The 26,265-nt window shown below is 46.9% G+C and carries 23 protein-coding genes and 1 other RNA gene; 21 read left to right on the top strand and 3 right to left on the bottom strand.

Annotated elements, in window-relative coordinates; translation table 11 throughout:
* The first annotated feature begins 246 nt into the window (after positions 1-246).
* From glyQ to rnpB, 8 genes are all read left to right on the top strand, one after another.
* Positions 247-1,134 (top strand): glycine--tRNA ligase subunit alpha, encoded by an 888-nt coding sequence (glyQ, locus tag JNUCC31_RS04955; RefSeq protein WP_192269025.1) that lies wholly within the window; start codon positions 247-249, stop codon positions 1,132-1,134.
* Positions 1,127-3,202, top strand: a complete 2,076-nt coding sequence (gene glyS / locus JNUCC31_RS04950) for a glycine--tRNA ligase subunit beta (protein WP_192269023.1) — start codon at positions 1,127-1,129, stop codon at positions 3,200-3,202. The genes glyQ and glyS overlap by 8 nt, the downstream gene beginning before the upstream one ends.
* 210 nt (positions 3,203-3,412) lie before the next feature.
* Positions 3,413-3,901 carry a YaiI/YqxD family protein gene (locus tag JNUCC31_RS04945; RefSeq protein ID WP_192272752.1) on the top strand — a complete coding sequence of 163 codons (489 nt, stop codon included), beginning with the start codon at positions 3,413-3,415 and terminating at the stop codon, positions 3,899-3,901.
* A gap of 46 nt (positions 3,902-3,947) precedes the next feature.
* Entirely contained in the window at positions 3,948-5,768 is a 1,821-nt protein-coding gene (dnaG, locus tag JNUCC31_RS04940) for a DNA primase (protein WP_192269021.1), read from the top strand.
* 43 nt (positions 5,769-5,811) lie between these two features.
* The gene (gene rpoD, locus JNUCC31_RS04935) at positions 5,812-6,951 is read left to right on the top strand and encodes an RNA polymerase sigma factor RpoD (RefSeq protein ID WP_024628459.1); all 1,140 of its coding nucleotides are present in this window, start codon (positions 5,812-5,814) and stop codon (positions 6,949-6,951) included.
* A 184-nt stretch (positions 6,952-7,135) separates the two neighbouring features.
* Positions 7,136-7,894 (top strand): tRNA (adenine(22)-N(1))-methyltransferase, encoded by a 759-nt coding sequence (locus JNUCC31_RS04930; protein WP_192269019.1) that lies wholly within the window; start codon positions 7,136-7,138, stop codon positions 7,892-7,894.
* The gene (locus tag JNUCC31_RS04925) at positions 7,870-8,985 is read left to right on the top strand and encodes a Nif3-like dinuclear metal center hexameric protein (RefSeq protein ID WP_192269017.1); all 1,116 of its coding nucleotides are present in this window, start codon (positions 7,870-7,872) and stop codon (positions 8,983-8,985) included. Before JNUCC31_RS04930 ends, JNUCC31_RS04925 begins: the two co-directional genes overlap by 25 nt.
* 85 nt (positions 8,986-9,070) lie before the next feature.
* An RNA gene (gene rnpB, locus JNUCC31_RS04920) (RNase P RNA component class A) lies at positions 9,071-9,481 on the top strand.
* A gap of 241 nt (positions 9,482-9,722) precedes the next feature.
* On the opposite strand, the gene JNUCC31_RS04915 is transcribed toward rnpB, so the two are convergent.
* On the bottom strand, positions 9,723-10,952 hold the full coding sequence (locus JNUCC31_RS04915) for an aminotransferase-like domain-containing protein (protein WP_192269015.1): 1,230 nt from the start codon (positions 10,950-10,952) through the stop codon (positions 9,723-9,725).
* A 108-nt stretch (positions 10,953-11,060) separates the two neighbouring features.
* Here JNUCC31_RS04915 and pdxR point away from each other — a divergent pair, with 108 nt between their 5' ends.
* Together pdxR and JNUCC31_RS04905 are read left to right on the top strand one after the other, a co-directional pair.
* Entirely contained in the window at positions 11,061-12,581 is a 1,521-nt protein-coding gene (gene pdxR, locus JNUCC31_RS04910; protein WP_192269013.1) for a MocR-like pyridoxine biosynthesis transcription factor PdxR, read from the top strand.
* 84 nt (positions 12,582-12,665) lie between these two features.
* Complete coding sequence (locus JNUCC31_RS04905) at positions 12,666-12,923, top strand: hypothetical protein (RefSeq protein WP_192269011.1); 258 nt, start codon at positions 12,666-12,668, stop codon at positions 12,921-12,923.
* A 99-nt stretch (positions 12,924-13,022) separates the two neighbouring features.
* Here JNUCC31_RS04905 and JNUCC31_RS04900 read toward each other — a convergent pair whose 3' ends face one another.
* Entirely contained in the window at positions 13,023-14,897 is a 1,875-nt protein-coding gene (locus JNUCC31_RS04900) for a S8 family peptidase (protein WP_192269009.1), read from the bottom strand.
* A 288-nt stretch (positions 14,898-15,185) separates the two neighbouring features.
* Here JNUCC31_RS04900 and JNUCC31_RS04895 point away from each other — a divergent pair, with 288 nt between their 5' ends.
* The 6 genes from JNUCC31_RS04895 to thiI all read left to right on the top strand — a co-directional run bounded on the left by JNUCC31_RS04895 (position 15,186) and on the right by thiI (position 20,087).
* Positions 15,186-15,692: a YpuI family protein gene (locus JNUCC31_RS04895; RefSeq protein WP_062326464.1), complete on the top strand. Its 507-nt coding sequence runs from the start codon at positions 15,186-15,188 to the stop codon at positions 15,690-15,692.
* 166 nt (positions 15,693-15,858) lie between these two features.
* A complete protein-coding gene (locus JNUCC31_RS04890; RefSeq protein ID WP_082704288.1) occupies positions 15,859-16,077 on the top strand; it encodes a DUF1540 domain-containing protein in 219 nt (72 codons plus the stop codon).
* 34 nt (positions 16,078-16,111) lie between these two features.
* A complete protein-coding gene (locus tag JNUCC31_RS04885) occupies positions 16,112-16,528 on the top strand; it encodes a hypothetical protein (protein ID WP_416234368.1) in 417 nt (138 codons plus the stop codon).
* Positions 16,529-16,768: 240 nt separating this feature from the next.
* Positions 16,769-17,524 (top strand): lytic transglycosylase domain-containing protein, encoded by a 756-nt coding sequence (locus JNUCC31_RS04880; RefSeq protein WP_228469514.1) that lies wholly within the window; start codon positions 16,769-16,771, stop codon positions 17,522-17,524.
* A 163-nt stretch (positions 17,525-17,687) separates the two neighbouring features.
* The gene (locus JNUCC31_RS04875; protein WP_192269007.1) at positions 17,688-18,836 is read left to right on the top strand and encodes a cysteine desulfurase family protein; all 1,149 of its coding nucleotides are present in this window, start codon (positions 17,688-17,690) and stop codon (positions 18,834-18,836) included.
* Between the two features lie 6 nt (positions 18,837-18,842).
* On the top strand, positions 18,843-20,087 hold the full coding sequence (gene thiI / locus JNUCC31_RS04870; protein ID WP_192269005.1) for a tRNA uracil 4-sulfurtransferase ThiI: 1,245 nt from the start codon (positions 18,843-18,845) through the stop codon (positions 20,085-20,087).
* 128 nt (positions 20,088-20,215) lie between these two features.
* Here the strand turns inward: thiI and JNUCC31_RS04865 are convergent, their stop codons facing one another.
* Positions 20,216-20,917, bottom strand: coding sequence for a TerC family protein (locus tag JNUCC31_RS04865; protein WP_192269003.1), 702 nt, complete (start codon positions 20,915-20,917; stop codon positions 20,216-20,218).
* Between the two features lie 105 nt (positions 20,918-21,022).
* On the opposite strand from JNUCC31_RS04865, the gene JNUCC31_RS04860 reads away from it, so the two are divergent.
* The 5 genes from JNUCC31_RS04860 to JNUCC31_RS04840 all read left to right on the top strand — a co-directional run bounded on the left by JNUCC31_RS04860 (position 21,023) and on the right by JNUCC31_RS04840 (position 26,248).
* Entirely contained in the window at positions 21,023-21,682 is a 660-nt protein-coding gene (locus JNUCC31_RS04860) for a TerC family protein (protein WP_192269001.1), read from the top strand.
* A 297-nt stretch (positions 21,683-21,979) separates the two neighbouring features.
* Positions 21,980-22,474, top strand: a complete 495-nt coding sequence (locus JNUCC31_RS04855; protein WP_192268999.1) for a hypothetical protein — start codon at positions 21,980-21,982, stop codon at positions 22,472-22,474.
* A 177-nt stretch (positions 22,475-22,651) separates the two neighbouring features.
* Positions 22,652-24,496, top strand: a complete 1,845-nt coding sequence (gene typA, locus JNUCC31_RS04850) for a translational GTPase TypA (protein ID WP_192268996.1) — start codon at positions 22,652-22,654, stop codon at positions 24,494-24,496.
* Between the two features lie 302 nt (positions 24,497-24,798).
* Complete coding sequence (locus JNUCC31_RS04845; protein ID WP_062326448.1) at positions 24,799-25,095, top strand: YlaH-like family protein; 297 nt, start codon at positions 24,799-24,801, stop codon at positions 25,093-25,095.
* Positions 25,096-25,186: 91 nt separating this feature from the next.
* Positions 25,187-26,248, top strand: a complete 1,062-nt coding sequence (locus JNUCC31_RS04840; protein ID WP_192268994.1) for an LCP family protein — start codon at positions 25,187-25,189, stop codon at positions 26,246-26,248.
* Positions 26,249-26,265: the final 17 nt, after the last annotated feature.

Genomic DNA, 26,265 nt, shown 5'->3' with positions numbered 1-26,265 from the left:
GAGCGAGCCGGGGATGGTGGGAGCCGGGTTGAATCGGTCTGTGAAATGGCACTCGGGAGCATGATTGGACACGGAAAAGTGGGCTTGAATGAACAGGATTTTCTGTTTGTATCTTAGCCAAGTAGGGTGGAACCGCGGGAACAGCTCTCGTCCCTATGTCTGTATAACAGGCGTAGGACGGGGGCTTTTTAGTGTCTGTACCGTTCTGGGCTTGTTCATCACAAACCATCGAAAAGGAGCATGATTATGAATTTTCAGCAGATGATTCTCACGCTGCAACAATTCTGGGCCGAGCACAACTGTATTATTGTCCAACCATATGATACGGAAAAAGGGGCAGGTACAATGAACCCAATGACCTTTTTGCGTTCGCTTGGACCCGAGCCTTGGAAAGTAGCTTATGTAGAGCCGTCCCGCCGTCCTTCGGATGGTCGTTACGGAGAAAATCCAAACCGTCTCTATCAGCATCATCAATTCCAGGTTATTATCAAGCCTTCTCCGGACAATATTCAGGAGATTTACCTGGAAAGTCTGAAACAGTTGGGCATTGATCCGCTCAAACACGATATTCGGTTTGTTGAAGACAACTGGGAGAACCCATCCCTCGGCTGTGCTGGTCTTGGCTGGGAAGTATGGCTGGACGGTATGGAAATCACCCAATTTACGTATTTCCAACAAGTTGGCGGGATCGAGACGAATCCGGTAGCGGTTGAGATTACGTATGGTATGGAGCGTCTTGCTTCATACATTCAGGAAAAAGAGAATGTGTTCGAGCTGGAATGGGTCGACGGTATTACATACGGCGATGTGTTCCGCCAGCCTGAATTCGAACATTCCAAATATACGTTTGAAGTATCTGATGTCAAAATGCTGTTTACTCTCTTCAACATGCATGAGGAAGAAGCGAACAAGGCGATGGCTCAGCATCTGGTTTTCCCGGCCTATGACTATGTGTTGAAATGTTCACATACGTTCAACTTGCTTGATGCACGCGGAGCAATCAGTGTAACGGAGCGTACCGGATACATCACCCGTGTGCGTAATCTGGCCCGTCAAGTGGCTGCAACATATGTGGAAGAGCGTGAGAAGCTCGGCTTCCCGCTGATTAAGAAAGGGGGAGCTGAGCATGTCTAAGGATCTGTTATTTGAAATTGGTCTGGAAGAAGTGCCTGCACGCTTCATGCGAGCAGCAATTGAACAGCTGCAGGATCGTGTCGTGAAATGGCTGGATGGATCACGTATTGCTTATGGTGAAGTGAACGCCTATGCCACACCTCGCCGACTGGCTGTTTTGATTAAGGATGTTGCCGAGAAACAGGAGGACGTGGAGGAAGAAGTAAAAGGACCTTCACGCAAAATTGCACTGGATGACAGTGGTAACTGGAGTAAAGCCGCACTTGGATTTGCCCGTAGTCAGGGTGTTGAACCGGATCAGTTCACATTCAAGGAACTGAGCGGCGTGGAATATATCTATGCGACCAAGAGCAGCAAAGGTGTAGAAACATCCTCTGTAATCGGTCAAGGTTTGCTGGCTATACTACATGCCATGACGTTCCCGAAATTCATGCGCTGGGCTTCGTATGATTTCAAATTTGTACGTCCGATTCGCTGGATTGTCGCTCTGCTGGGCAGCGATGTTATTAAGTTGGAAGTTGCAGGAGTAAAGTCTGGCAATGTAACACGTGGACATCGTTTTCTCGGGAAAGAGGCGGTCATATCAGATCCTGCTTCGTATGTGGAAGTGCTTCGTTCCGAGAACGTTATTGCGGATATCAAAGAACGTGAGCAGATGATTGTAGCCCAGATCCAGGCACTGGCTGCCGAGAAGAAATGGGATATTGCGATTAAGGAAGATCTGCTGGAAGAAGTCTTGTTCCTGGTGGAGACACCAACGGTGCTGTTCGGAACATTCGAGTCTTCATTTTTGAATATTCCTCAAGAAGTACTCATTACTTCGATGCGCGAGCATCAACGTTATTTCCCTGTGCTTGATAACGATGGACAATTGTTGCCATACTTCGTTACGGTTCGTAACGGCGGTAACGATTCATTGGATGTCATTGCAAAAGGAAACGAAAAGGTACTTCGTGCACGTCTGTCTGATGCCAAGTTCTTTTACGAGGAAGACCAGAAACTGGAGATCAAGGACGCATTATCGAAGCTGGAGAGTATTGTCTTCCAGGAAGAGCTCGGTACGGTTGGAGATAAGGTTCGCCGCATTCGCAAAATTGCGGATGGCTTGGCTGCCAAGCTGCACGTATCTGCTGATGTGGCTGAAGCGGTGAGTCGTTCTGCGGATATCTGCAAATTCGACCTTGTTACACTTATGGTGGGCGAATTCCCTGAACTGCAAGGAGTAATGGGTGAGGATTATGCACGAAAAGCTGGTGAGAAAGAAGACGTGGCCAAAGCGGTATTTGAGCACTATCAACCACGCTTCGCCGGCGATCAGTCTCCTGCTTCGCTCGTTGGTGCCATTGTAAGTGCTGCGGATAAAATGGATACGATCGTTGGCTGCTTCTCCATCAATATCATTCCAACGGGATCTCAGGACCCTTATGCGCTGCGCCGTCAGGCAGCAGGTATCGTTCAAATTTTGCTGGATCACAATCTTCCACTGACCTTGTCCGACGTGTTTGGGGTTGCACTTCAAGTGCATGCCCAAATGAACCTGTTGAAACGTGCGGATGAAGAGGTTCGTAAAGATTTGCAGGACTTCTTTGGTCTCCGCGTGAAGAAACTGTTGTCCGAGACTGTCCGTTATGATGTGGTGGATGCAGTGATTTCTTCCGGATTTGATGATATTAGCGCTGTCGTTCCAAAAGGTGAGGCACTGATGGCAGCTGTCCAAACTGGAGATGCCTTCAAAACAACCGTAGAATCCTTCAACCGTGTAGGTAATCTGGCTGCCAAAGCATCCAATGCGTCGGTACATTCGGAACTTTTCACAGAAGAAGGAGAACGTCAACTGCATGAGGCATGGAGCCAAACCAATGAGGAGTACCGACAGGTACTATCTAAGCATGCTGCTGCTGAAGCGCTCGCGATTGCATCGTCTTGGAAGGAAGCGATCACCATATTCTTTGATTCGGTTATGGTTATGGCTGAAGACGAGGCTGTCCGTGCAAATCGCTTAGCATTGCTTGCAGCCATTGACCGTGATCTGAAAGCATTTGCTGATTTCTCCAAACTCGTTTGGTAATGGAGTTCATTTTTGCTCCAGAAGGACAGATGATCTGCGGCAATGCATAAATTCAGTATTAAAGAAGGATATATGAGGGTATAAATATACGGAACGGATTGTGAGAAATTTATATTTACAGCCGTTCCGTATTTTAGCCTTTGATTTCCATAGACTCGTCAGAAGGATTTTGGCTTGCTTGGGTCGTATATTACAATATGCAGCTATTTTATGAAACCGGGTGGTCTGGGTTTGAGTGAGTTGAATGTACGCCACATTGTTGTGGATGGTGATGCTTGCCCGGTCAAGGCCGAGATCGCAGAAACAGCTCTTCGATTCAACGTACCTGTATTGATGGTTTCTTCATTTGACCATTTTCTTCAGGGTGGAGAAGGAGTGCGCACTGTTCAGGTTGATCGAAGTGATCAAAGTGCCGATCTGTACATTGCCAATCACATTAAGCCATACGATGTGGTCATTACACAGGATTATGGACTGGCGGCGCTCGCACTTGGCAAACGTTGTTATGTATTATCATTTCGTGGTCGTGAGTTTAATGATCGTGACATTGATTTCATGCTGGATTCCCGTCATACTGCGGCCAAAGCACGAAAAAGAGGACATTATGGAAAAGGCCCAAAGCCGTTCACAGAGCAGGATCGGGAAAAGTTTCAACATAAACTGACAAAACTTTTGAAAGATTTGCAGGAGAATGTGTAAGTTTATCGAATAATATTTACGTGTTAAGAGATGAAGGTGGCCCAAGATGAGTACCGGACAAGGCGGTATACCCGAAACTATTATTGAATCGGTGTTACAGCAGCATGATATCGTCGATACGGTGAGCCGATTTGTGCATCTGACCAAGCAGGGGAAGTACATGAAAGGCCTCTGTCCTTTTCATTCGGAGAAGACGCCTTCGTTCACAGTTACGCCTGAGAAACAAATTTTCTATTGCTACGGTTGCGGCACGGGTGGAAATGCCATCAAATTCAGGATGGAAATCGAAGGGTTATCCTTTCCCGAGGCTGTCAAGACGATGGCAGAAGAAAGCCACATTTCAATGGGTGACTGGCAAGGGCGTGAATCGGCTCATGTTAATCCTGAGACTGAACGTTTATTGGAAGCATATGAGCTTACCGCGAAGCTGTATCATTTCTTATTGAAAAATACAGAGCATGGTAAAGCGGCTATGGAATATTTACGCTCACGCGGGTTTAGCGACAAGCTTATTGACCAGTTCCAGATTGGCTACGCGCCGAATCGCTGGGATACCTTGGTGCAATTTTTGGAAAAGCGCGAATTTCCGCTTGCGGAGATGGAGAAAGGTGGTTTACTGTCACCGAGAAACGAAGGTCAGGGGTATGTTGACCGTTTCCGAGACAGGGTCATGTTTCCGATTAATGGCAGGAGTGGTAAGCCGATTGCATTTGCAGGTCGCATTTTGGGAGACGGGCAACCAAAGTACCTAAATTCACCGGAAACCCGGTTATTTAACAAAAGCCGTGTTCTCTACAATCTGCATCATGCCAAAAATGCGATTCGCAAACAAAGGCAGGCCATATTGTTCGAAGGATATGGCGATGTTATCTCCGCCTGGGATCAGGATATACAAAATGGTGTAGCGGCAATGGGGACTGCGCTCACTGAGAATCAGGCACTGATGCTTAAAGGCATGTGTGATGAAGTCATTGTATGTTATGACGGTGATCGAGCAGGACAGGCTGCGGCACTTAAAAACTTCCCTATTCTAGAGGAAGCAGGATTGCACGTCAAAATTGCTCTGATACCGGATGGGCTCGACCCGGATGATTTTATCCGCAAGCACGGTGGCGAGCGGTTCCGAAACCAGATTGTGGACGGCGCCGTAACGACTACAAAATTTAAGCTTATAAACCTAAAAAAAAACCATATACTGCTAGAAGGTGGCGGACAAATCGCTTACTCCAAGGAAGCGGTGAAACTTATTGCTCCATTGTCTTCTCCTACGGAGCGGGAAGTATATCTTCGGGAACTGGCTGCGGAAGTCGATGTATCATTTGAAACACTGAAGCAGGAGTGTAACGAAGAACGGGAGGCTATGAAAAATAACCTTCAGTATGGGGATAATAACCCTAAAAGGTGGAATAATGGTAGGCAACAAAATAGGCAGGTACCTACGCCCAATCTGTTGCCGGCTTATCACGTTGCTGAACGCAAACTGCTGGCCTGGATGCTTCAGGATGAGGAGGCTGCCCAGTACGTGAATGAGCATCTTGGTGAAGCTTTTAACTTAGATGATCATGCAGCTATTGCTGCTTATCTATATGCCTATTATGCGCAAGGCAAACCGTCGGATACAAGCCGTTTTATGTCTTCACTGCATGACGACCGACTGGAAAAGACGGTTAGTTCAATCTCGATGATGGATGGTCCGGGTGAATGGAGTGTTCAAATACTCGATGATTGCATCAGGGAAGTGCTGAAATATCCGCGCAAGAAAGAGTACGATTTGAAAAAAGAAGAAATGATTGCTGCAGAGCGGGCAGGTGATTCTGTACGCGCGGCACAAATTGCAATTGAAATGATTGCCCTAGAGAGACAGTGAACGTCTGAATGTTGGATGTTTCTAGGGAGGAGGGAGTCGAGTTATGGCGAATGATCAGCATACTGAACTAGAAACAGAATTGACGCTGGATCAGGTTAAGGATCAATTGATTGAATCAGGCAAGAAAAGAGCTTCGTTGAACTACAAGGAAATTATAGAGAAGCTCTCCCCATTTGAGCAAGATGCAGAACAGATGGATGAGTTCTATGAGCAACTGAGCGACCTGGGTATTGATGTCGTGAACGAAAATGATGAAGAGGTAACCCTTCGCCCTAGTGAAGATTCCGAGAACAACACCAGAGAGGGAGACGATGAATTCCACTTTGATGACGATCTGAGCCTTCCACCAGGAATCAAAATCAATGACCCAGTTCGGATGTATCTCAAAGAAATCGGTCGAGTACCTTTGCTGTCTGCGGATGACGAAGTAGAACTGGCGAAACGGATTGAAAATGGGGATGAAGAAGCGAAACGTCGTTTGGCTGAGGCTAACCTTCGTCTCGTGGTCAGTATCGCCAAGCGTTATGTTGGTCGTGGCATGTTGTTCCTGGATCTGATTCAGGAAGGTAATATGGGTCTGATCAAAGCGGTTGAGAAGTTCGACCACAAAAAGGGTTATAAATTCAGTACGTATGCAACATGGTGGATTCGCCAGGCGATCACCCGTGCGATTGCGGACCAGGCGCGTACCATTCGTATCCCTGTACACATGGTGGAGACGATTAATAAGCTGATCCGGGTATCCCGTCAGCTGTTGCAGGAACTTGGGCGTGAACCGACACCGGAAGAGATCGCTGCCGAGATGGACCTGAGTGTGGAGAAAGTTCGTGAGATTACGAAGATTGCTCAGGAACCGGTTTCCCTGGAAACACCGATTGGTGAGGAAGATGATTCCCATCTGGGTGATTTCATCGAGGATCAGGAAGCACTGGCTCCGGCGGATGCTGCTGCTTATGAGCTGCTGAAAGAACAGCTCGAAGATGTCCTGGATACCTTGACTGAGCGTGAAGAGAACGTGCTTCGTCTGCGTTTTGGTCTGGACGATGGACGTACAAGAACGCTGGAAGAAGTGGGCAAGGTATTTGGTGTTACGCGTGAGCGTATTCGTCAAATTGAAGCCAAGGCTCTTCGTAAATTGCGTCACCCTAGCCGCAGTAAACGGCTTAAAGATTTCCTCGAATAACAGCACTATGGGAGACTTTCCGCAAGCCGCTTAAGCGGCGGCGGGGTCTCCTTTATGTTTAAATTGAGCATCTAAATTTCTTAGTTTTGGTAATTCATCCTTGAAATGTTTTATTGGATTTCATTTTATCGCTTTTTGTTGTTCAATGCAAATCAATAAATTAAATGAATGGTGTAGGTGCTTCATGAAACTTTCGAATCGATTACAACGAATACATGATCAAATTCCCGAAGGCAGCCGCTTGGCTGACATTGGTTCAGACCATGCTTTGCTTCCGGTAGCGGCCGTACGCAGTGGGAAAGCGGAAGGTGCAGTAGCCGGAGAAGTTAACCCGGGTCCTTACGAAGCTGCACGCAAGCAAGTTAGCGATGCTGGCCTGAAAGAGCAAATTACAGTACGACGTGGAGATGGCTTGGATGTCATCGCAGCAGGAGAAGTGGATGTTATCACGATTGCTGGTATGGGAGGGGCGCTAATTGCCTCCATTCTGGATCGTGGTCTTTCCAAACTTGATGAGGTCAAACTGCTTATTTTGCAACCTAATGTGGGTGAGGATATCCTCAGAAGGTGGCTGTTGGAGCATCAATGGGTTGTAGTTGCAGAGCAGCTGCTTGAAGAAGATGGCAAAGTATACGAGATTATTACAGCAATGCCGCAAGCCCTCAGTCCGATCGCCAACGAGGAAGTGTATCGAGCACGTCCGCTTGAAGGCGGAGTGGAATTGACATCCGATTTGCTGCTGCGCATGGGGCCTTATTTAACAGACCGTCCAACAGATGTGTTTTTTGCCAAATGGGAGAGCGAAATCGTCAAGCTGGAAAGTGTTGTGCAGTCGATCTCCAAATCCGATCAGGAATCTTCACGGGACAAGGCAGCTGAGGTGGAGCATTTAATTGTGAACTTGAAGGAGGTACTCTCATGTTTGCCAAAGGTCAAACGGTAATTCAATGGATGGAGCAGCTTGCTCCCAAACATCTGGCCGTGCCGGATGATCGAATTGGTCTTCAACTTGGCAGTTTGCAAAAGGAAATTACGCACGTTCTTATCGCGCTTGATGTTACAAACGAAGTTGTAGACGAGGCCATTCGGATAGGAGCGAATCTGATTATTGCACACCATGCTATCATTTTCCGCCCAGTCAAATCATTGAATACCGACACACCCATGGGGAAACTGTACGAGAAGCTGATTAAGCATGATATTGCGGTGTACATTAGCCATACCAATCTGGATGTGGCCGAAGGCGGAATGAATGATTGGATGGCCGAGGCCATCGGAATTGAGAGCAAGGAATCACTTGAGGATGTACATACAGATCAATTGTTCAAACTGGCTGTATTTGTACCCCGCACACACCATGAGCAGGTACTTCAGGCGATCCTTGAAGCAGGTGCTGGCAGTATTGGTCAATACAACAAGTGCAGCTTCAATACGAAAGGCACAGGTACTTTTGTACCGGGAGAGGGGACACAGCCTTTCATCGGAACAGAGGGACAGATGGAGCGTGTAGAGGAAATGCGAATCGAGACCCTTGTACCGCAAAGTCTGCGCAGCAAAGTTATTCAAGCCATGCTTAAGGCTCATCCTTATGAGGAAGTGGCCTATGACCTCTATGCAATCGATTTAAAAGGCCGTACGCTGGGTCTGGGACGCTTAGGACCGCTTAAGCAACCCAAGACACTCGGTGAGCTGGTGGAGGTCGTGAAGGCCAAACTGGATGTGCCATACGTTCGGGTAGTAGGCGATCTCAACCGGCAGATCAAAAAAGCAGCAGTACTTGGCGGCTCAGGCAGCCGTTATACCCTTCCCGCACGCTTCAAAGGTGCTGATGTCATCGTGACCGGGGATATTGATTATCATACGGCTCACGATGCACTGATGGCAGGCATGTGTATCATTGATGCCGGTCATAATGCTGAGAAAATCATGAAGCCCAAAACTGCGGACTGGCTGCGTTCCCGTTTGGAAGAAAAACGTTATGACACACAAGTAACTGCATCTGAGGTGAACACGGAAGTGTTTCAGTTTATCTAGAAAAACATGTAAGTTCGTTGTTGCCTGTAAATAATTAAGCTTGTTTGTAAACTCAAATGCCTGTATACTATGTAATGTTGTTCGGAAAGCTTGACAGACAATCGCTGGTGGCCTTCGTTGCCACGAGAGGAAAGTCCGGGCTCCACAGGGCAGGATGCTGGATAACGTCCAGTCAGCGCGAGTTGAAGGATAGTGCCACAGAAATGGACCGCCGATGGCCGGATTTTTCCGGCACAGGCAAGGATGGAACCGAGGTGTAAGAGACCCCGAGGAACGCTGGTGACTTCGTTCCTGGTAAACCCCATCTGGAGCAAGACCTAATGGGACACAGTCGACTCTTCGGAGAAGGCAGCCTTAGCCCGAGGTGTGTCTAGGTTGGTCGCTTGAGCTGTGCAGCAATGTATGGCCTAGATAGATGATTGTCGCTTGTGGTGGGAGGGTAGTTCCCGTCTGAACCACGAAGAGCACAGAACCCGGCTTACGGTAAGCTTTCCTAACTACAACACAACAGCAATACAGTGTGGTCTACTATCAGTCGAGGAGAACCAGAGTGATTGAATCTGATCCTGGCTGATCAGAAAGACGCCATCGCATCATCAACTACTACAAAAGATACCTGTTCAATCAGGTTATATAAATAAGGCGGCAGACTCCGAGTTTTCTCGGTCTGCCGCCTTATTTTTGTTCTACAGTGTGACTGAGGAATGGTTTCTAATGATACAGTTGATGACAGTTCGTTACAGTGTCACTACACTGTCCGACTGTAATGATGCATGCCACCGTTGAATGGCGCGATCCATACGCTCTACAGCTTCAGGCAGCAGGTCTGGATCGGTATGGGTAAAGTTGATCCGCATACGGTTCAGCTCCGGTGAACCTGCATAGAAGGAATCACCTGGTACAATGCACACTTTTTCCTGAATTCCATAGGTAAACAGGTTGCTTGCCAGCATACCCTCAGGCAGCTGCAGCCAAAGGAACATTCCGCCTTGCGGGGAGTTCCAGGAGATACCTTCCCATGATTTTGCTTCCATGAGCGCGGTCAATTTTTTCATCCGTTGTTCATAATCCTGTGAGATATTGCGAATATGCCCGTCCAAGTCAAATGATTCCAGCAGTGCATGAAGTGCTCTTTGGTCGATGCTGCTGGAATGCAGATCTGCACCCTGTTTGGCGCGGGCAGCAATTTTGACTACATCGGGTGCGGCCAAAATCCAGCCAGTGCGTAGGCCGGGGGCTACGGTTTTGGAGAACGTGCTGGTGTAAATGACATTGGATGGACCCTCATAGGATTCTGCATCCAGTTGTGCCAGTGCAGGAGCGTCCAGCTGTTCCGGATTAAAGCGAATTTCCCCATAAGGATCGTCTTCCAGAATCAATACTCCATATTTACGACACAGGTCCACAGCTTGCTGACGTCTGGCACGACTCCATACTTTGCCCGATGGGTTGGAGAAAGTAGGGTTGATGTAAACGAGTTTCGGATGACGCTGCTGAAGCTGTTCTTCCAGCGATTCAGGCAACATGCCTTCATCATCACAGGCGACTCCATGCGCTTCCGCCTGATAGGAATGGATCACTTGAAGGGCAGCCAGGTAGGTTGGGGATTCAACCAATACGCTGTCGCCCGGATCAAGCAAAATTCTGCACACCAGGTCAATGGATTGCTGAGATCCGGTGGTCAGGAGCATATGATCAGGTGAAGCGGGAATGCCCTTGGTTTCAAGACGTTCGGCAATCTTGGCACGTAACGGTCGATAACCTTCCGTTTCTGCATATTGAAGAGCCGCTGCGCCGCCCATAAATACCTTATCATATGCTTCACGGATGGCCTCAAGAGGGAACGATGTCTGGGCGGGTAAACCTCCGGCAAGCGAAATCATTCCAGGTGCCTGTGCAGCCTGAAGCATGTCGCGAACGACAGAGGAAGGGGTGTTTTGTGCCATTTTGGACCAAGGGATATTCATATTATTCTCATCTCCTGTTATTCACTGTTATACTGATGTTATTAACTATAATAGACGAAATGCATTATAACAGTAAAATGCGGATCATAACAGTTGGGAGGCACATGTATGCATATTGAACTGAAACGGGGGAGCAGCACCAAATTATATATCCAGATTGCCCTAACCCTTGCGGACCGGATAAGGTCTGGGCTAATTGAGCCTGGAACCCGTCTTCCCTCTGTTCGAAAAATGACTGCGGATCTGGGCGTCAGCCTGGTGACCGTGTCCAAAGCATATGCCGAACTGGAAGCCATTCAACTGATCACCTGTTCTCAAGGAAAAGGATGCTATGTACGCGGAGGACAGGAGCTGGAGACAACAGAAGACATGGAGAGAACTCACCGGACGCATCCGAGGACTGAATCAAGCACACCCTGGAACTGGCAGATGGCTCTTGTCGATTATTTGCCCCGTGCACAGCTCTGGCGACATTTTGACGCGTCTCCTCAAGTACAATATGAGCTGCATATGTCGGCCATTCAGCCTGAATTGTTGCCAACGCAGGAGATTATCGACAGTGCTTACCGCCTCTCCTTAGATCACCCACAACGGATGGCGGCTTACGGCTCTTTTCAGGGAGACCGTGAACTTCGGCAGACGTTTGCAGGGCATTTTGCAGAAAGAGGGCTTAGAGTACCACCTGAACGGATGCTGATTACAAGCGGGACCCAACAAGGAATTGATCTTGTCGCCCGGACCTTCGTCGGGCCTGGTGACGTGGTGTACATGGAGGCACCAAGCTACACCGGTGCGATCGATGTGTTTACAAGCAGGGGAGCGAAGATAATTACGGTACCCATGGATGATGAAGGGATGCGCATTGATCTGTTAACCCGTTTGTGTGATACATACCCTCCCAAATTGATATACACCATTCCCACATTCCACAATCCTACAGGCATTACGATGACTGCACAGCGCCGCGCTCAACTGCTGAATCTTGCTCAGAGTTATCACTGTCTCATCCTGGAGGATGATCCGTTCGCTGATCTGTATTTCCATGATTCGCCGCCCGCATCGATTAAATCCATGGATGGAACAGGACATGTGGTATATATCAAAAGTTTTAGCAAGGTGCTGTCTCCTGGTTGCCGTGTGGCCTGTGCAGTTGCAGATGGAAGTGTGCTCACCCGGCTTGTTGCTGCCAAATCCACTGCGGACCTGGGGAGCCCCCTGCTCACGCAGAAGGCATTGCAATCGTATATTCAACATCATTATAGTTCGTATACAGCTCGTCTGAGGGAAGAGTTATATTCCCGTCTTTGTGCCGCCTCGGAGGTTTTGGAGGAATATGCCCCACCGGGGATGTACTGGACTTTGCCTGATGGAGGATTGAACTTATGGCTTCAATTGCCTGATGGTTTGGATATGCGAGAGCTGCACCGCCAGGCCCTTGCTGCAGGTGTTTCATTTTTGCCGGGTTCCGCCTGTTATGTAGGGGAAACGGATACGGCGAGTCTGCGGATTTGCTTTACGGTAACGAATCAGGAGCTATTATGTGAGGGGCTGCGTGTATTGTGCAGGGTCATTGAAAATGTTACACCCCAAAAAGGCGGGGCAACGGCGGACAGGCTACCGCTTATTTAATTTTTCAAAAATGGACATACATCCAATCCACAATGGTCCATGTGCAATAGGTTATAGTATCACTTGAAAGGGAGTTGGTTTGAAATGAACCATTTCTGTCCGCCGCTTTGCCCGATAGTTTGTGACCCGATCCAGGTTGTTGAAGATTACTACATTCCACAAATCGTACCTGTAATTCACCCCATCGAAGTCATCAAAAAACATCACTGTGTGCCAATTCATCATCATATGTATCCTGTCGTAGTCAAAGAAGAAGATCCTTGTTATATTTCAAGCTACAACGCCAAGAAAAAATCCGTGAAAAAATCAGGCAAGTCCCGCACAACTTCTCGCAAACGCTAGTCGCAGCGGGTGCCCCGGGGGAATAGGTAAATATACCAAAGAGCAGCATACGCCCCGGGGCGCAGCTGCTTTTGTTTTTATATGGAGAGCTTACAGTCATTATTTGGTGTACCTTTTCATCGTATTGTCCATTTGCTGTCTCACATGCTGTGGCCAGAACTGAAGTGGTGCGCTATTCCCTGATGCCGCCTCCAAAGCTTTAAACACGTCGATCTGCCCATATCCATAATATTTGTCATGGCCGGGATCGCCAAGGTCAATAACGCTTTGGCGCATCAAATCCATAACCTCCGTGTTGGTCAGATCCGGATTTAATGAGCGGATCAAACCCGCAAGTGCAGCTACATGGGGGCTTGCCATTGACGTACCGGACAAGGCCGCATACTGGTTTTTCGGATACGTGCTTGCAATGCTGGAACCTGGTGCCGTAACGTCTACGTAATCCCCATAGTTGGAGTAGGAAGCTTTGTTCATATCCGGATCTGTAGCAGATACGGCGAACACTTCCGGATAAGCTGCAGGGTATCCCGGTCGCTCTGTATTATCGTTACCGGTCGCTGCAATCAAAACGATATCCCGGTCAAACGCGTATTTGATCGCATCATGAAGAAATTGGGCGTCGGCGTAATTGCCTAGACTCATATTGATGACTTTGGCTCCATGATCGGCTGCCCAGATGATGCCTTCTGCAACAGCATAGGTTGTCCCTGAACCTGAATTGTCCAGTACCTTAACAGGAAGTACCTTGTTGTACCAGCTCATGCCCGCCACACCTTCATTGTTATTCACAACAGCGCCGATAATCCCTGCGACGTGTGTACCGTGGCCTACATCGTCAAGCGGTTTGCTTTCGGGATCGACGACATTGTAACCATTCAGCAGTTTGCCCTTCAGATCGGGATGGGTCAGATCGACACCGGTGTCCACTACGGCGACGATAACATCCTTGTTGCCCTTTGTAATATTCCAACCACGGTTGGTCTCAATTGCGGGCAGATTCCACTGATAGTCAGAGAATAAAATATCATTGGGCACAGTTACATCTGTTTGTTCAGATACGGTTTCATTGGTTAAATACAAGTAGTGGGGTTCCATATATAACGGATTCCATTTACGTTCAAAATAAGCATGCAATTGCTCATAATTCATGGTTTCAGACCGGAAAACATACGTATATCCCAGCTTGCGTGCTGATTGAGTACGCAGATCAGATTTAATGATGCGTAAGTCTCGCTCACCCGGGTCCTGCCGGAAACGGATGACAATCTCATTTTCGTAAAAGTGACTGGCATTAGCGTTATCATGACCTGTTTTCACTGTGATTTCTCTGAGGGTATCAGGGTGCACCGACTCAATTTTGAATTTACCTTCACGCGGATAGGGAATCATGCGCAGATTTTTGCGTTGATGCTGCTCTACGGAGTTCAGCACATTCTGGCTAAATAGTGCAATGACCGCTCGTTTCCCATCCTTGGAGGGCTGTCCCATCACAAAATACTTTTCTTTACCCAGAGGGAAAGAAGAGGATTCGAAACTTTGACGTTTGCTGACGGCTTTCTTCGCAAGGGTAAGAGAATGTTCAAGTTTTTGCTGTTCCAGCTTGCTTCCTTTTGCTGATTTTTTTTCGAAGTGCCGTCGGTTTGCTCCATCGGTACTCATCACATCGATGGAGCAAATATGATCATGTGTTTGTTGTAATTCGTTGATGTAGCGTTTGATTTGCGAATCAGTCATATTGGAGGTTTTCTCAAGCAAGATGCTGAGATGCTGTTTGGCATCCATACGTGTCAGCAAATCGGTTGCTTTTACATCCTGGACTTTGAGACGTTGCTTGCTTGCTTGCTCTTTGTGTGGAGAATCAGGCATGGCACTTGGGGTTGGGACAGGGCGATTGGACGTTGGAAGCAGCAGCGTCAGGGCAAGTGCGCCCGCCCCAGCGGCGATGGCCCAGTTAACCCATTTCGGTCTGGACATAAGGGATGGAACCTCCTCAATTATTTTGACAATCATTCGTAACCGTGTTCTGACTTCATCATTGTCACTGGTTATATCTATCGTTAGGAAAAGGGCATTTTTTTATGCAACTGACCATAAGGTTGAATCCGTCTGCAAGCATGTTCAGTAGCAGAAAGGGAAAGCCTGATTAAGGGATACCGCTCGTCATCTTTTTATGGTAGGATAGTACCTGAGAATTCAAGGCTAGGGAGAACATCCCTATGGCCGATCTATATGTAAGGACTTATTTAAGGGGGAGCTACCTTTATGTCAGCAGCCAATGTACAGAAAACATGTGAGTCAACTAGGGAAAAGTTAAAACCGGCTATCGATCGGATCGAACAATTTTTGAATGAAAATGCCTTGCCTGAACTGGATCAGAATCAGACAGAGGAATCAACAACCTTCTACAAAGGATTTCTTTCGGATCTTCGTCATTTGCTCGTTTTTTCTGAAGTTTCTTACGAAAAACTTGGCGTTGTGCTGCGTCGTGCCAATTTTGATGTTGATTTTGCCGAAAAGGCTCTCTATAACACGTATCACCAATGCGTAAACAGCTTTTTCTATCCCAAAAATGAATGTTATTCTGAAGACGGTAGATATGCTTACACGGGTCAGGATGCAATCCGCTTCCGTGATAAGCCAATCCGTGCAGTAAGGGATGTTATTCTTGAGGTGTCAAAAACCTATGAAGAACTGCGTGATGATCTGGCCTTTTATGAAAGTGACTACCTAACGCAGCGTCGGATGCAAAATCAACGCAATCACGCTTAATTAACGTTTTCAACTTATATGCGAATTGGACAAAACCGCCCTTGTGGCGGTTTTTTTTACTTTATTTTTAATCCTGAATTACTCAAAAGGATGTCATCATCTGGTATTTACGCAGGGAATAGTCGATTTGAACAGCGGGGACAATAGGTGTCGAGGTGATAAAAAAATGAGCCATGAGAAGCCAATTGTAAAATGCAGTGTTTCGAATTGTCACTTTTGGGGAGAAAACAATTTCTGCCAGGCCGATGCCATCATGATTGACATTGACCAACATGCCACTCGCCGTTTACATGAGGAATTTGCCGGAGAGACCTTTGATTCCGATCATCATGACCATGCCCGTACTTCTTCTGCCACATGTTGCCACACATTCAGACCCAAATGAGCAGTCATTCCCATTCATATGGAGGTGCTTTGCATTGAATAATGACCGTAAAGAGGATCATCCGTTGCAACGTCAAAAAACGACTTCCTTCGAAGAAGAACAGCGCAAACGTGTAGATTATCCAAGACGAAGTCACAGGGAAGAGTATGGTGCTGAGGTAGCCCCACCAACAGGTTCCATTCGCACAGAGTCGACTGAAAGAAAAGATCATACACCAGTGAAGCATGAAGATGACGGTGTAATGAAATCTACAGGTCGAATCTCGGGATATATGGGGTTAGCATTTGGCATAGCGTCCTTATTCATGTGGTCCATTGTCCTTGGTCCTGCTGCGGCGGTGCTTGGTTATTATGCCTATGTGAATGGCCGGAAAACAGCAGGTGCATGGTCAATCGGACTTGGCGCCGTGGCAACACTCAGTTACTTTTTCATGATTCCGTTTGCACGTTAATAAAGTAAGACTAAACTAAAGAAGTGCACGAACCAGATATTCTGAACAGAGAATAATGGCCTGATCTAAGCCTTCTACTTTCCCCGTAGTTAACGGGTGATTGAAGAAGGTTTTTTTCGTACATATGCAAGAAGTATACAAATAAGAATTATTTTTTTGAAAACAATGGAACCTTCATGTAAAACGATGTAGAATAAAGTCATAATATACGTTTACAATATACGGGAGTGGGTATAACTCATGCAGATTGATCCGCGCGGGTCGCGGCAGTTGCTGGAACTGCAATTGTCCAATAGTACTAACGAAACGAATGCATCAGATGCAACTTCTGGTTCAACAGTGGATTTTGCCAGTGTCATGGATGGGCTTCTCGGTACGAATTCAAATTCTTTGAATAATACCGTAGGGGAAACTGTAGACTCTGCTGCGCTCTCCAAACGTTCCAGTGACGGTCTGTTATGGTTGCAACTTGGTAGCATGTATAACCCGGATGCAAGTTCTGTTTCAACTTCAAATAGTGATGTAGGCTCTTTATCTTCGCTGTTAAATAAAGGATTAGTGGATTCCGGAGCATCTGTACCAACGGATTTTGAATCTTTGATTGCTTCAGCGAGTGCGAAATACGGTGTGCCTGAATCTTTGATTAAAGCTGTCATTGATACAGAATCCGGTTTCGATCCGAATGTGGTATCATCCGCAGGTGCCAAAGGATTGATGCAGCTCATGGATGGGACGGCAGCAGGTTTGGGGGTAAGCAACGCTTATGATCCTGCTCAAAATATAGATGGCGGAACCAAATATCTTTCTCTTCAGCTCCAGCGTTTTGGTGGCGAGGTGAAGATGGCACTTGCTGCATATAATGCCGGGCCAGGACGGGTTTCGAGCCTCGGCGTATCCAGTGACGCTGAACTGATGAGTGTACTCAACCGTCTGCCTTCCGAAACACAGGCTTATATCTCCAAGGTGGAGAAGGCACAGTCGAAATTTAGGGTATAAACGATAGGTATGGAAATACAAACGTAATGCAGGAAGAGATCAAACGCGGGAACAGCAGAGCTCCTATGAGCTCCGTTCCTGTTTGGTCTTTTTGTGTTGAACGGAGATCATGATACAATGCTCACAGTAGATTCCACAACGAAGACTAGGAGGGGAACCTCGTTTGAAATACTTTGATTATGCAGCAACGACGCCTCCTTATCCAGATGTCGTTCGTACAATGGCCGAGATTATGGAGGCGCAATATGGGAACCCTTCATCGATTCATGGTTATGGTGAGCGTGCCCACCAATTATTGCGCCGAGCACGAACCGGTTGTGCTGCAGCTATTGGGGTGAAACCAGAAGAAATCGTATTTACCTCAGGCGCAACCGAAAGCAATAACCTTGCCATTAAAGGGGCGGCATTACGCTATCAATCTCGGGGCAAACACATGATTACTACTGCAACGGAACATGCTTCGGTGTATGAGAGTTTTAAGCAAATGCAGCAATGGGGATGGGATGTCACCTGGTTGTCCGTGGATTCCAACGGCCTGGTGAGCGCCCAACAGGTTATGGATGCGATCAGACCCGACACAGTGATTGTAAGTCTAATGCATGTGAACAATGAAACCGGAGCGATTCATCCTATTGCGGACATTGGTGAACGTCTCAAGAAGGAAGTACCAAGAGTACTTTTTCATGTGGATGGTGTACAGGGGTTTGGAAAGATTGAGGCTAAACCTGCGATGTGGGGCGCCGATCTGTATAGTTTGTCTGCTCATAAGATTCGTGGTCCCAAAGGGGCAGGTCTCCTTTATGTACGAAGTGGGGTGGAGCTTACACCATTGCTATCAGGGGGCTCACAGGAGCAGGGGTTGAGAGCGGGTACCGAAAATGTACCTTTGCTTGTGGGTATGGCGAAGGCGATGCGTCTCGCAGCGGAACGTCAGGCTGACTTTGCGCGGCGTACAACGATTTTGCGAGACCGTATTATGGAGGTCATAGATACGATTCCCGAACTTGTGCTAAATAGCCGTAAAGAAGGTGCACCGCACATTGTTCACTTTTCCTATCCTGGAATGAAGGCAGAAGTGGCGCTGCATACCCTGGAGCAACTTGGAGTGACCATTTCTACACAATCTGCCTGCTCTTCGCGATCAGCTGAACCCAGCCGGGTATTGCTTGCCATGGGCAGGGATAATGCTTGTGCTGCTGGCGGATTGCGTATTAGTCTTGGAGATGAACATACAGAAGAAGATGTGGCTCTGCTGGAGCAGGCGTTACATCAGATGGTGGCGCAGCTGCGCCCGATGGAAAGGCGGATGTGATTTTAGATGAAATATGATATGCTGCTTCTCCGTTTCGGAGAGTTTATGTTAAAAGGGAAAAATCGCGCCCGGTTCGAAAAAACGATTATCACCCAGGTTCGTTCTCTTCTCAAACCTTATCCAGGCGCAAGTCTGCGGAAGGAATTTGGACGGTTGTATGTGGATCTGGGCGGCGAATCTCATACGGAACTGATTGCTGTACTTAAACGAGTGTTCGGAGTGATGTCGATCAGTCCGGTTAAAGTTACGCCATCGAGGCCGGATGATATCGTGGAGACGGCTGTTGCTTTTATGGATGAGAGAGAGTCTGAATTCAAAGAAGGTACCACATTCAAGGTTAATGCACGTCGTGTGTGGAAAGAGTTTCCTCATTCTTCGCATGAAATGAATCATCTGGTGGGTTCTCCGATTCTTCGGAAATTCCAGCAGTTAAGTGTAGATGTGCGTCAACCAGACATAGAACTGCGTGTGGAAATCAGGGATCAAGGCACGTATATTTTCAGTGAAGTCATTCCAGCTGTAGGTGGATTTCCTTTGGGGACGAATGGCAAAGCGATGCTCTTATTATCAGGTGGCATTGACAGCCCGGTAGCTGCATGGTCTTCGATGCGTAGAGGGCTTGAAGTGGAATGTGTACATTTCTACAGCTACCCATTCACAAGCCAGCGTGCCAAAGAAAAGGTCATTGATTTGGCGCGGGCGCTTGCTGATCATGCGGGCACAATCAAGCTGCATCTGGTTCCATTTACGGAAATTCAAACGGCATTTACCCAACTGGGACAGGATAATCTGATCATTACATTGATGCGGCGCTCGATGTTACGGATCGCGACCAAGCTGGCTGAACGCGAGCGTGCACTTGCACTGATTACGGGAGATAGCCTAGGTCAGGTGGCAAGCCAAACGCTGCCGAGCATGAATGTCATTGGACGTGCGACGGATCTGCCGCTACTGCGACCGCTTGTCATGATGGACAAACAGGAAATTATAACGTTATCTAAACAGATCGGAACGTATGATATATCGATTCTGCCATATGAGGATTGCTGCACTCTATTTGTACCGAAATCCCCAACAACGAATCCGAATCTGCGCATTGTGGATAAAATCGAAGCGACCATGAGCCAGCTGCCTGAATGGGTGGATCAGGCGGTGGAGCAAACAGAAACGATTACCTTGCATGCAGGTGAAACCGCTATGCTGACTAATCAGCAGGATCAGGATAACGAAATGAAGGAAGAATGGTTCTGATCATTCATCTTCAGGACCGAATGACATAATAACGACTATGTTACCCCTTATACAAAAGGACTGGCCGAATTCCTATCGGTCAGTCCTTTTGTATATGTCCTATGGTTAAAGTGGCAGACTTTTAACTTTTATGAATAGGAGTGTTGACGCTCCCCGCCTGGCTTATTGCTATTTGCGCGTTTGCGATATCCGGCAAACACAACACCAGCCGTAACCAGAACAATAAACAAGATCCGCAATGCCGGATGTTCGGTAAAGAAAGGCACGAGACGGTGCTCCTCTGTAATCATGTTGGAAGCCGTATAACCCAGAACGATGGCGCCAAGGTAAATGATCCAAGGGAAACGGTTGATTAATTTGATAAACAACGTGCTGCCCCAAACAATAATTGGCACACTGATCAGGAGTCCAAGTATGACAAGTACCAAATGCTGCTGTGCAGCTCCAGCAACGGCAATAACATTATCTAGACCCATGGCTGCATCTGCGATTACAATTGTTCGCACGGCTACCCAGAGAGAGCTGCCTGCCTTGATGTCCGAATGTTCCTCTCCTTGATCTGCCAATAGCTTGTAAGCGATCCAGATCAGAAGTAATCCCCCCACAAGAAGCAACCAAGGCACTTTCAGCAGCCATAACACAATTACGGTGGCCACAATACGTATCAATAGTGCGCCGCCTGTTCCGTAGAGAATGGCCCTTTTCTGCACAGAGGGGTGCAAATTTCGAGCTGCGAGACCAATCACGATGGCATTATCGCCAGCCAGAATTAGATCAATAAATACAACGTTCAACAACGCCAGCCAAAAAGCGGGGCTAAACAGCTCCATACGATGTCACTCCTTCTATTTATCCAAACCTTAGAAAGCTTGTTCAACGTTTAAGAATAGCATGGACAACTTTGACATACAAGTTAGAGTGGGGGGATGAGAAGCATGGATACGCTATGGCTGTTGACCGAAATCTTAATGATCAATCTGGTTCTAAGTGGAGATAATGCGGTTGTCATCGCACTAGCAAGCAAGGATTTACCAGCACGACAGCGCAAGAAAGCGGTGTGGTGGGGGGCATTTGGCGCGGTTGTCTTGCGTTGTGTATTAACCTTTGCAGCCGTTTTGTTGTTGGGTATTCCTTTTATCCAGGCGGCAGGCGGGCTGCTGCTGCTCTGGATTGCCGTTAAGCTTCTGCTTCAAAATGAAGATGAAGTACATATTCGGGAAGCTTCTACGACCTGGAAAGCCATTCAAACGATTTTGATTGCTGACTTTGTCATGAGTCTGGATAACGTTCTCGCAATTGCTGCTCTAGCGGATGGGGATCTCGCATTGACGGTGATTGGTATCGCCATAAGTATTCCGATTGTGGTATGGGGCAGCGGGTTAATTGTCGGTTTGTTGAAACGATTCCCGATTCTGGTGTTCGCAGGTTCGGGTATTCTGGCCTTCACAGCAGGTGAGATGGTGATGAATGATCCGAAGCTGGGACAGTGGCTTGGCGGCATGGCTGCTGAGGCGCACACCTTGTTACCTGCCGCTATGGCCTGTCTTGTGATCGCGGTTGGGGGAGCGCACAAGTTTGTTCGTCGAAATATGTAGGTTAGATGTAAACAGGTGAAATGTAAGTTTTGCTGGCAACTGCCCGTTCAAGGGCAGTTTTTTGCTGTATTCATATGTTGTCTGCGGTTGTGAAGAATAGAGCTACCTTGGAGAAGTAATAGCAAAGGCATTTTAGGGTAATAAAGGATATGGAGAGAGGCGAAGTGCGACATAAAGTGTAGTTTTTTGCATACACATCGGCTACACTAGAAGCAGGCTGGAAACAGTCAGTCATCATCGAATGCTTTCAGTTTAGATTTCGGGGTACATAGCCAAATGTATAAGAGGTGATTGTAGATGAGGATGAGAAACGAAAAAGCAATTGGGATTTTCATTGTAGTTGCGGGTTTAATTATTTTACTTGGCAAACTTGGTGTGTTTGGCTTCATTGGACGGCACTTCTGGCCTTTGCTCATATTGTTGCCTGGTATTGCTCTTCATGCATTATACTATGCAAGGCTTACGCCATCATGGTCACTCGTTCCAGCAGGCACGTTAACGGTCTATGGTCTGTTGTTCGGAATCACGAATACATGGGGCGGTGGATTGATGAGTAATCTATGGCCTGCATTTTTGCTGGGAATTGCAATTGGTTTGCTTGAATATGCAATGGTCGATCACCGAAGACCTGAATGGGTACTTCCGGTTGCAGCGGGCGTGGGAATCCTTTCAATAATTTTATTCGGATTTACACTGCTTCACACGGGTATTATCTACGTACTGGCAGTACTTTTGATTGTAGGCGGGATGTGGTTGTTGCTTGGTCGTGGACGTCGAGGGAGAGGCTGGTAACATTCCCAATGGTCTTTCAAGCGAAATATCTTGATTTTTACCTATGATCAACTATAATATAAGGGATATAGACATGCGTCGGGATATCACCGACGCTTATTTTGGGTGAGTAACCTGCGAAATTGCGGGAAGTTTAGTAGATAAGAATTGAAATTGGAAAGGATATGGATACAAACCATGCATTCAAGAGAACACATTCGCAATATTGCGATTATTGCCCACGTCGACCACGGGAAAACAACACTCGTCGACAAGTTGCTCCAGCAATCCGGTACTTTCCGTGATCACGAAACGGTACAGGAGCGCGCAATGGACTCCAACGATTTGGAGCGTGAACGCGGTATTACGATTCTGGCCAAAAACACAGCTATTACCTATAAAGATTACCTGATCAATATCGTGGATACACCAGGACACGCCGACTTTGGTGGTGAAGTGGAACGTATCATGAAAATGGTTGACGGTGTATTGCTCGTTGTTGATGCTTACGAGGGCTGCATGCCGCAAACGAAATTCGTATTGCGTAAAGCATTGGAGCACAACCTGACACCAATCGTTGTCGTAAACAAAATTGATCGTCCAGCGGCTCGTCCGTCTGAGGTTATTGATGAAGTATTGGACCTGTTCATTGAACTGGGCGCCAACGATCAACAACTTGAATTCCCTGTTGTGTACGCTTCCGCATTGAACGGAACATCCAGCATGGAAGATGACCCTGCGAAACAAGATGACAACATGATGGCGATCTACAATACCATCGTCAGCCACATCCCACACCCTACTGAGAATGTTGAAGAACCACTTCAATTCCTCGTTACTTTGATGGACTACAATGAATACCTTGGCCGTATTGCGATCGGTCGTGTAAACCGCGGTGTAATCCGTCAAGGACAATCCGTTACGGTTATTATGCGAGATGGCAAAAGCAAAACCGCTCGTATCGAGAAACTGTTTGGTTTCCAAGGTCTCAAACGTGTTGAGACAGAAGAAGCAGGAGCAGGCGATATCGTTGCCATTGCAGGGATCAAGGACATCAACATTGGTGAAACCATCGCTGACCCTAACCAACCTGAAGCTTTGCCAGTTCTGAAAATTGATGAGCCTACATTGCAAATGACGTTCCTCGTGAACAACAGTCCATTCGCAGGCCGTGAAGGTAAATGGGTAACTTCCCGTAAACTTCGTGAGCGTTTGTTCAAAGAGCTGGAAACAGACGTTTCCCTTCGTGTTGACGAAACGGAAAGCCCGGATGCATTTATCGTTTCCGGACGTGGTGAGCTTCACTTGGGTATCCTGATTGAAAATATGCGTCGTGAAGGATATGAGCTTCAAGTATCCAAACCAGAAGTTATCATCAAAGAAGTTGACGGTAAGAAAATGGAACCTGTTGAGCGCTTGTTGATTGATATCCCTGAAGAGAGCATGGGTTCCGTAATGGAGAGCCTGGGCGCACGTAAAGCAGAGATGGTTAACATGATCAACACAGGTAGCGGTCAAGTACGTCTGGAGTTCCTGATTCCTGCACGTGGTCTGATTGGATACAGCACCAACTTCCTGACATTGACTCGTGGTTATGGCGTAATGAACCATGCATTTGACAGCTACGCTCCAGTAGTATCCGGTCAAGTGGGTGGACGTCACCAAGGTGTACTGATCTCAACTGAAACGGGTACATCTACGTTCTATGGAATGATGGGCGTTGAGGATCGTGGTACGCTCTTCCTGGAGCCTGGAACAGAAATTTACGAAGGTATGATCGTTGGTGAGCATACACGAGACAATGATATCGTTGTCAACATCTGCAAAGAAAAACAACTGACTAACGTTCGTTCTTCCGGTAAAGATGACACGGTTAAAATTAAAACTCCGATTATCTTCTCGTTGGAACAGGCGCTTGAATATCTGAATGAAGATGAATATTGTGAGATTACACCGAAATCTATTCGTCTTCGTAAGAAGATCCTGAACAAATCCGAGCGTGAACGTGCAGAGAAACAACGTAAAATGGCTTCTAAAGCCTAATTACAACAAAATAAAATATATAAGTTAACGTTTGATGGAACACATATGCACCATCGGCGTTGATTACAACCCACTAAAGTAGTGGAGGATACGGAATCGATTCTGTAGGAGCGAAGCGTTCGCCTTTATCCCCGGATTTTACCATTAAGAAATGGATCAAAAAAATCTGGGGATAACAGCGACCAAAAGAACGATCCGAATCCGAAACGGTCACATGCAGAGCTTTGTAATTAATGTTGTTGGTGTGCTCCATCAACCAATTAACTTATATCTAGCATGAACACGAAAGGAGTTGGCTGTGCATGCAAGCATGGTTCGCATCAAACCCGATCGTAGCCTACATCGTCATCTTTGTATTGATTACTTACGTATATAACAAGGTGTTTCGGGTACGTCAGAAATTGCCGCTTGGTAAGGAAATCGTTCTCTATGTATTGATGGCGATGGGCACATTCATGCTTCTTATTTTTCAGATCGACAAACTGCCCATCATTCAATGTTTGTTGGTCGCTGTCGGTTTGATGCTGTTAGTGCGAGTGCGCTATTTCATTGAAGGTCGTCAAAAGAAAAAGGCAGAAGCTGCCGCTCGAAACTCATAAACTCTGTCCTTGTATAGACCATCCGTTTTCCTTAGGGAAAGCGGTTGTCTTATATATAGGCCAAAACAGATGTGATAAAGGTGTTGAAGATATGAACTCAAATTCGAATGGACTGCCTCCACGGAGACAGGCACCTGCTTCATCCGGTGCTTCTGGATCGAAGAATGGAAAGGGTAAGCAACCAAAGAAGAAGAAACGGATGCGAACCTTTGGCAGACTGGTTTTAAGTTTATTGGCTATTGCTATTTTGGTAGGCGGGGGATATATCTATTGGGTATATAATCAGGTAGCTGATACAGGCATCGACAAGCCGGTACCACCTGGTATGTCAGCCAAAACCAAACCCATTACGATGTTGTTGCTAGGTACAGATAACCGTCCTGAAACAGGCACGTATCTCTCCGATGTGGTCATGGTAGCTGCACTGAATCCGGAAACCAAGTCGGCAACTATAGTATCATTACCTCGGGATACACGTATTCAGCTGGATGGGTACAAGGCGAATAAATTGAACTCTTATTATCCAAAATTTAAAGCGCAGGAAAAAACCTCTGGCAAGAATGCAGAAGATCAAATGAAAGAAATGATGGGTAAATATCTGGATGTGGATATCAACTATACCACCGTTCTGAATTTCCAGGCATTTCGTGATGCTGTCAATGCCGTAGGTGGCGTGGATGTGACCGTGGACAAAAACATGTGTTACAAAGATACAGCCGATGGCACGGATATTAATCTGGTGACCGGAGCGCAGCATCTGGATGGCAAAGAAGCACTCGATTTCGTTCGTTACCGTAAATCGAACTGTAATCCGAAAACAGCCGAGTCCAATGACTTTGACCGCAACAAACGTCAGAACCAAGTGCTGAATTCCATGCTGGATCAGTTGAAATCACTGGGCGGTGTTACGAAGATTAGCAAAGTGATTGGCGCGGTTGATAAAAATATGACGACAGACGTTGAATCGGAGCAGATGAAAAACTTTATTGCTACTTACTGGAATATTTCCAAATCGGATGTACATTACACACCAGTAACCGGAGAGTGGAGAAGTCCATATGTATATATCAACGAAACGGAATTGGCTAACGCCAAGCAGGCGTTGCAGGATACCCTATCAGGTAAAGTAACAACTTCTCCATCAGCGGAGTAATATCGTTTTTCTTTTGG

The organism is Paenibacillus sp. JNUCC-31 (assembly GCF_014844075.1).
GTDB lineage: Bacteria > Bacillota > Bacilli > Paenibacillales > Paenibacillaceae > Paenibacillus.
This window is presented reverse-complemented; position numbering and strand designations above follow the sequence as displayed.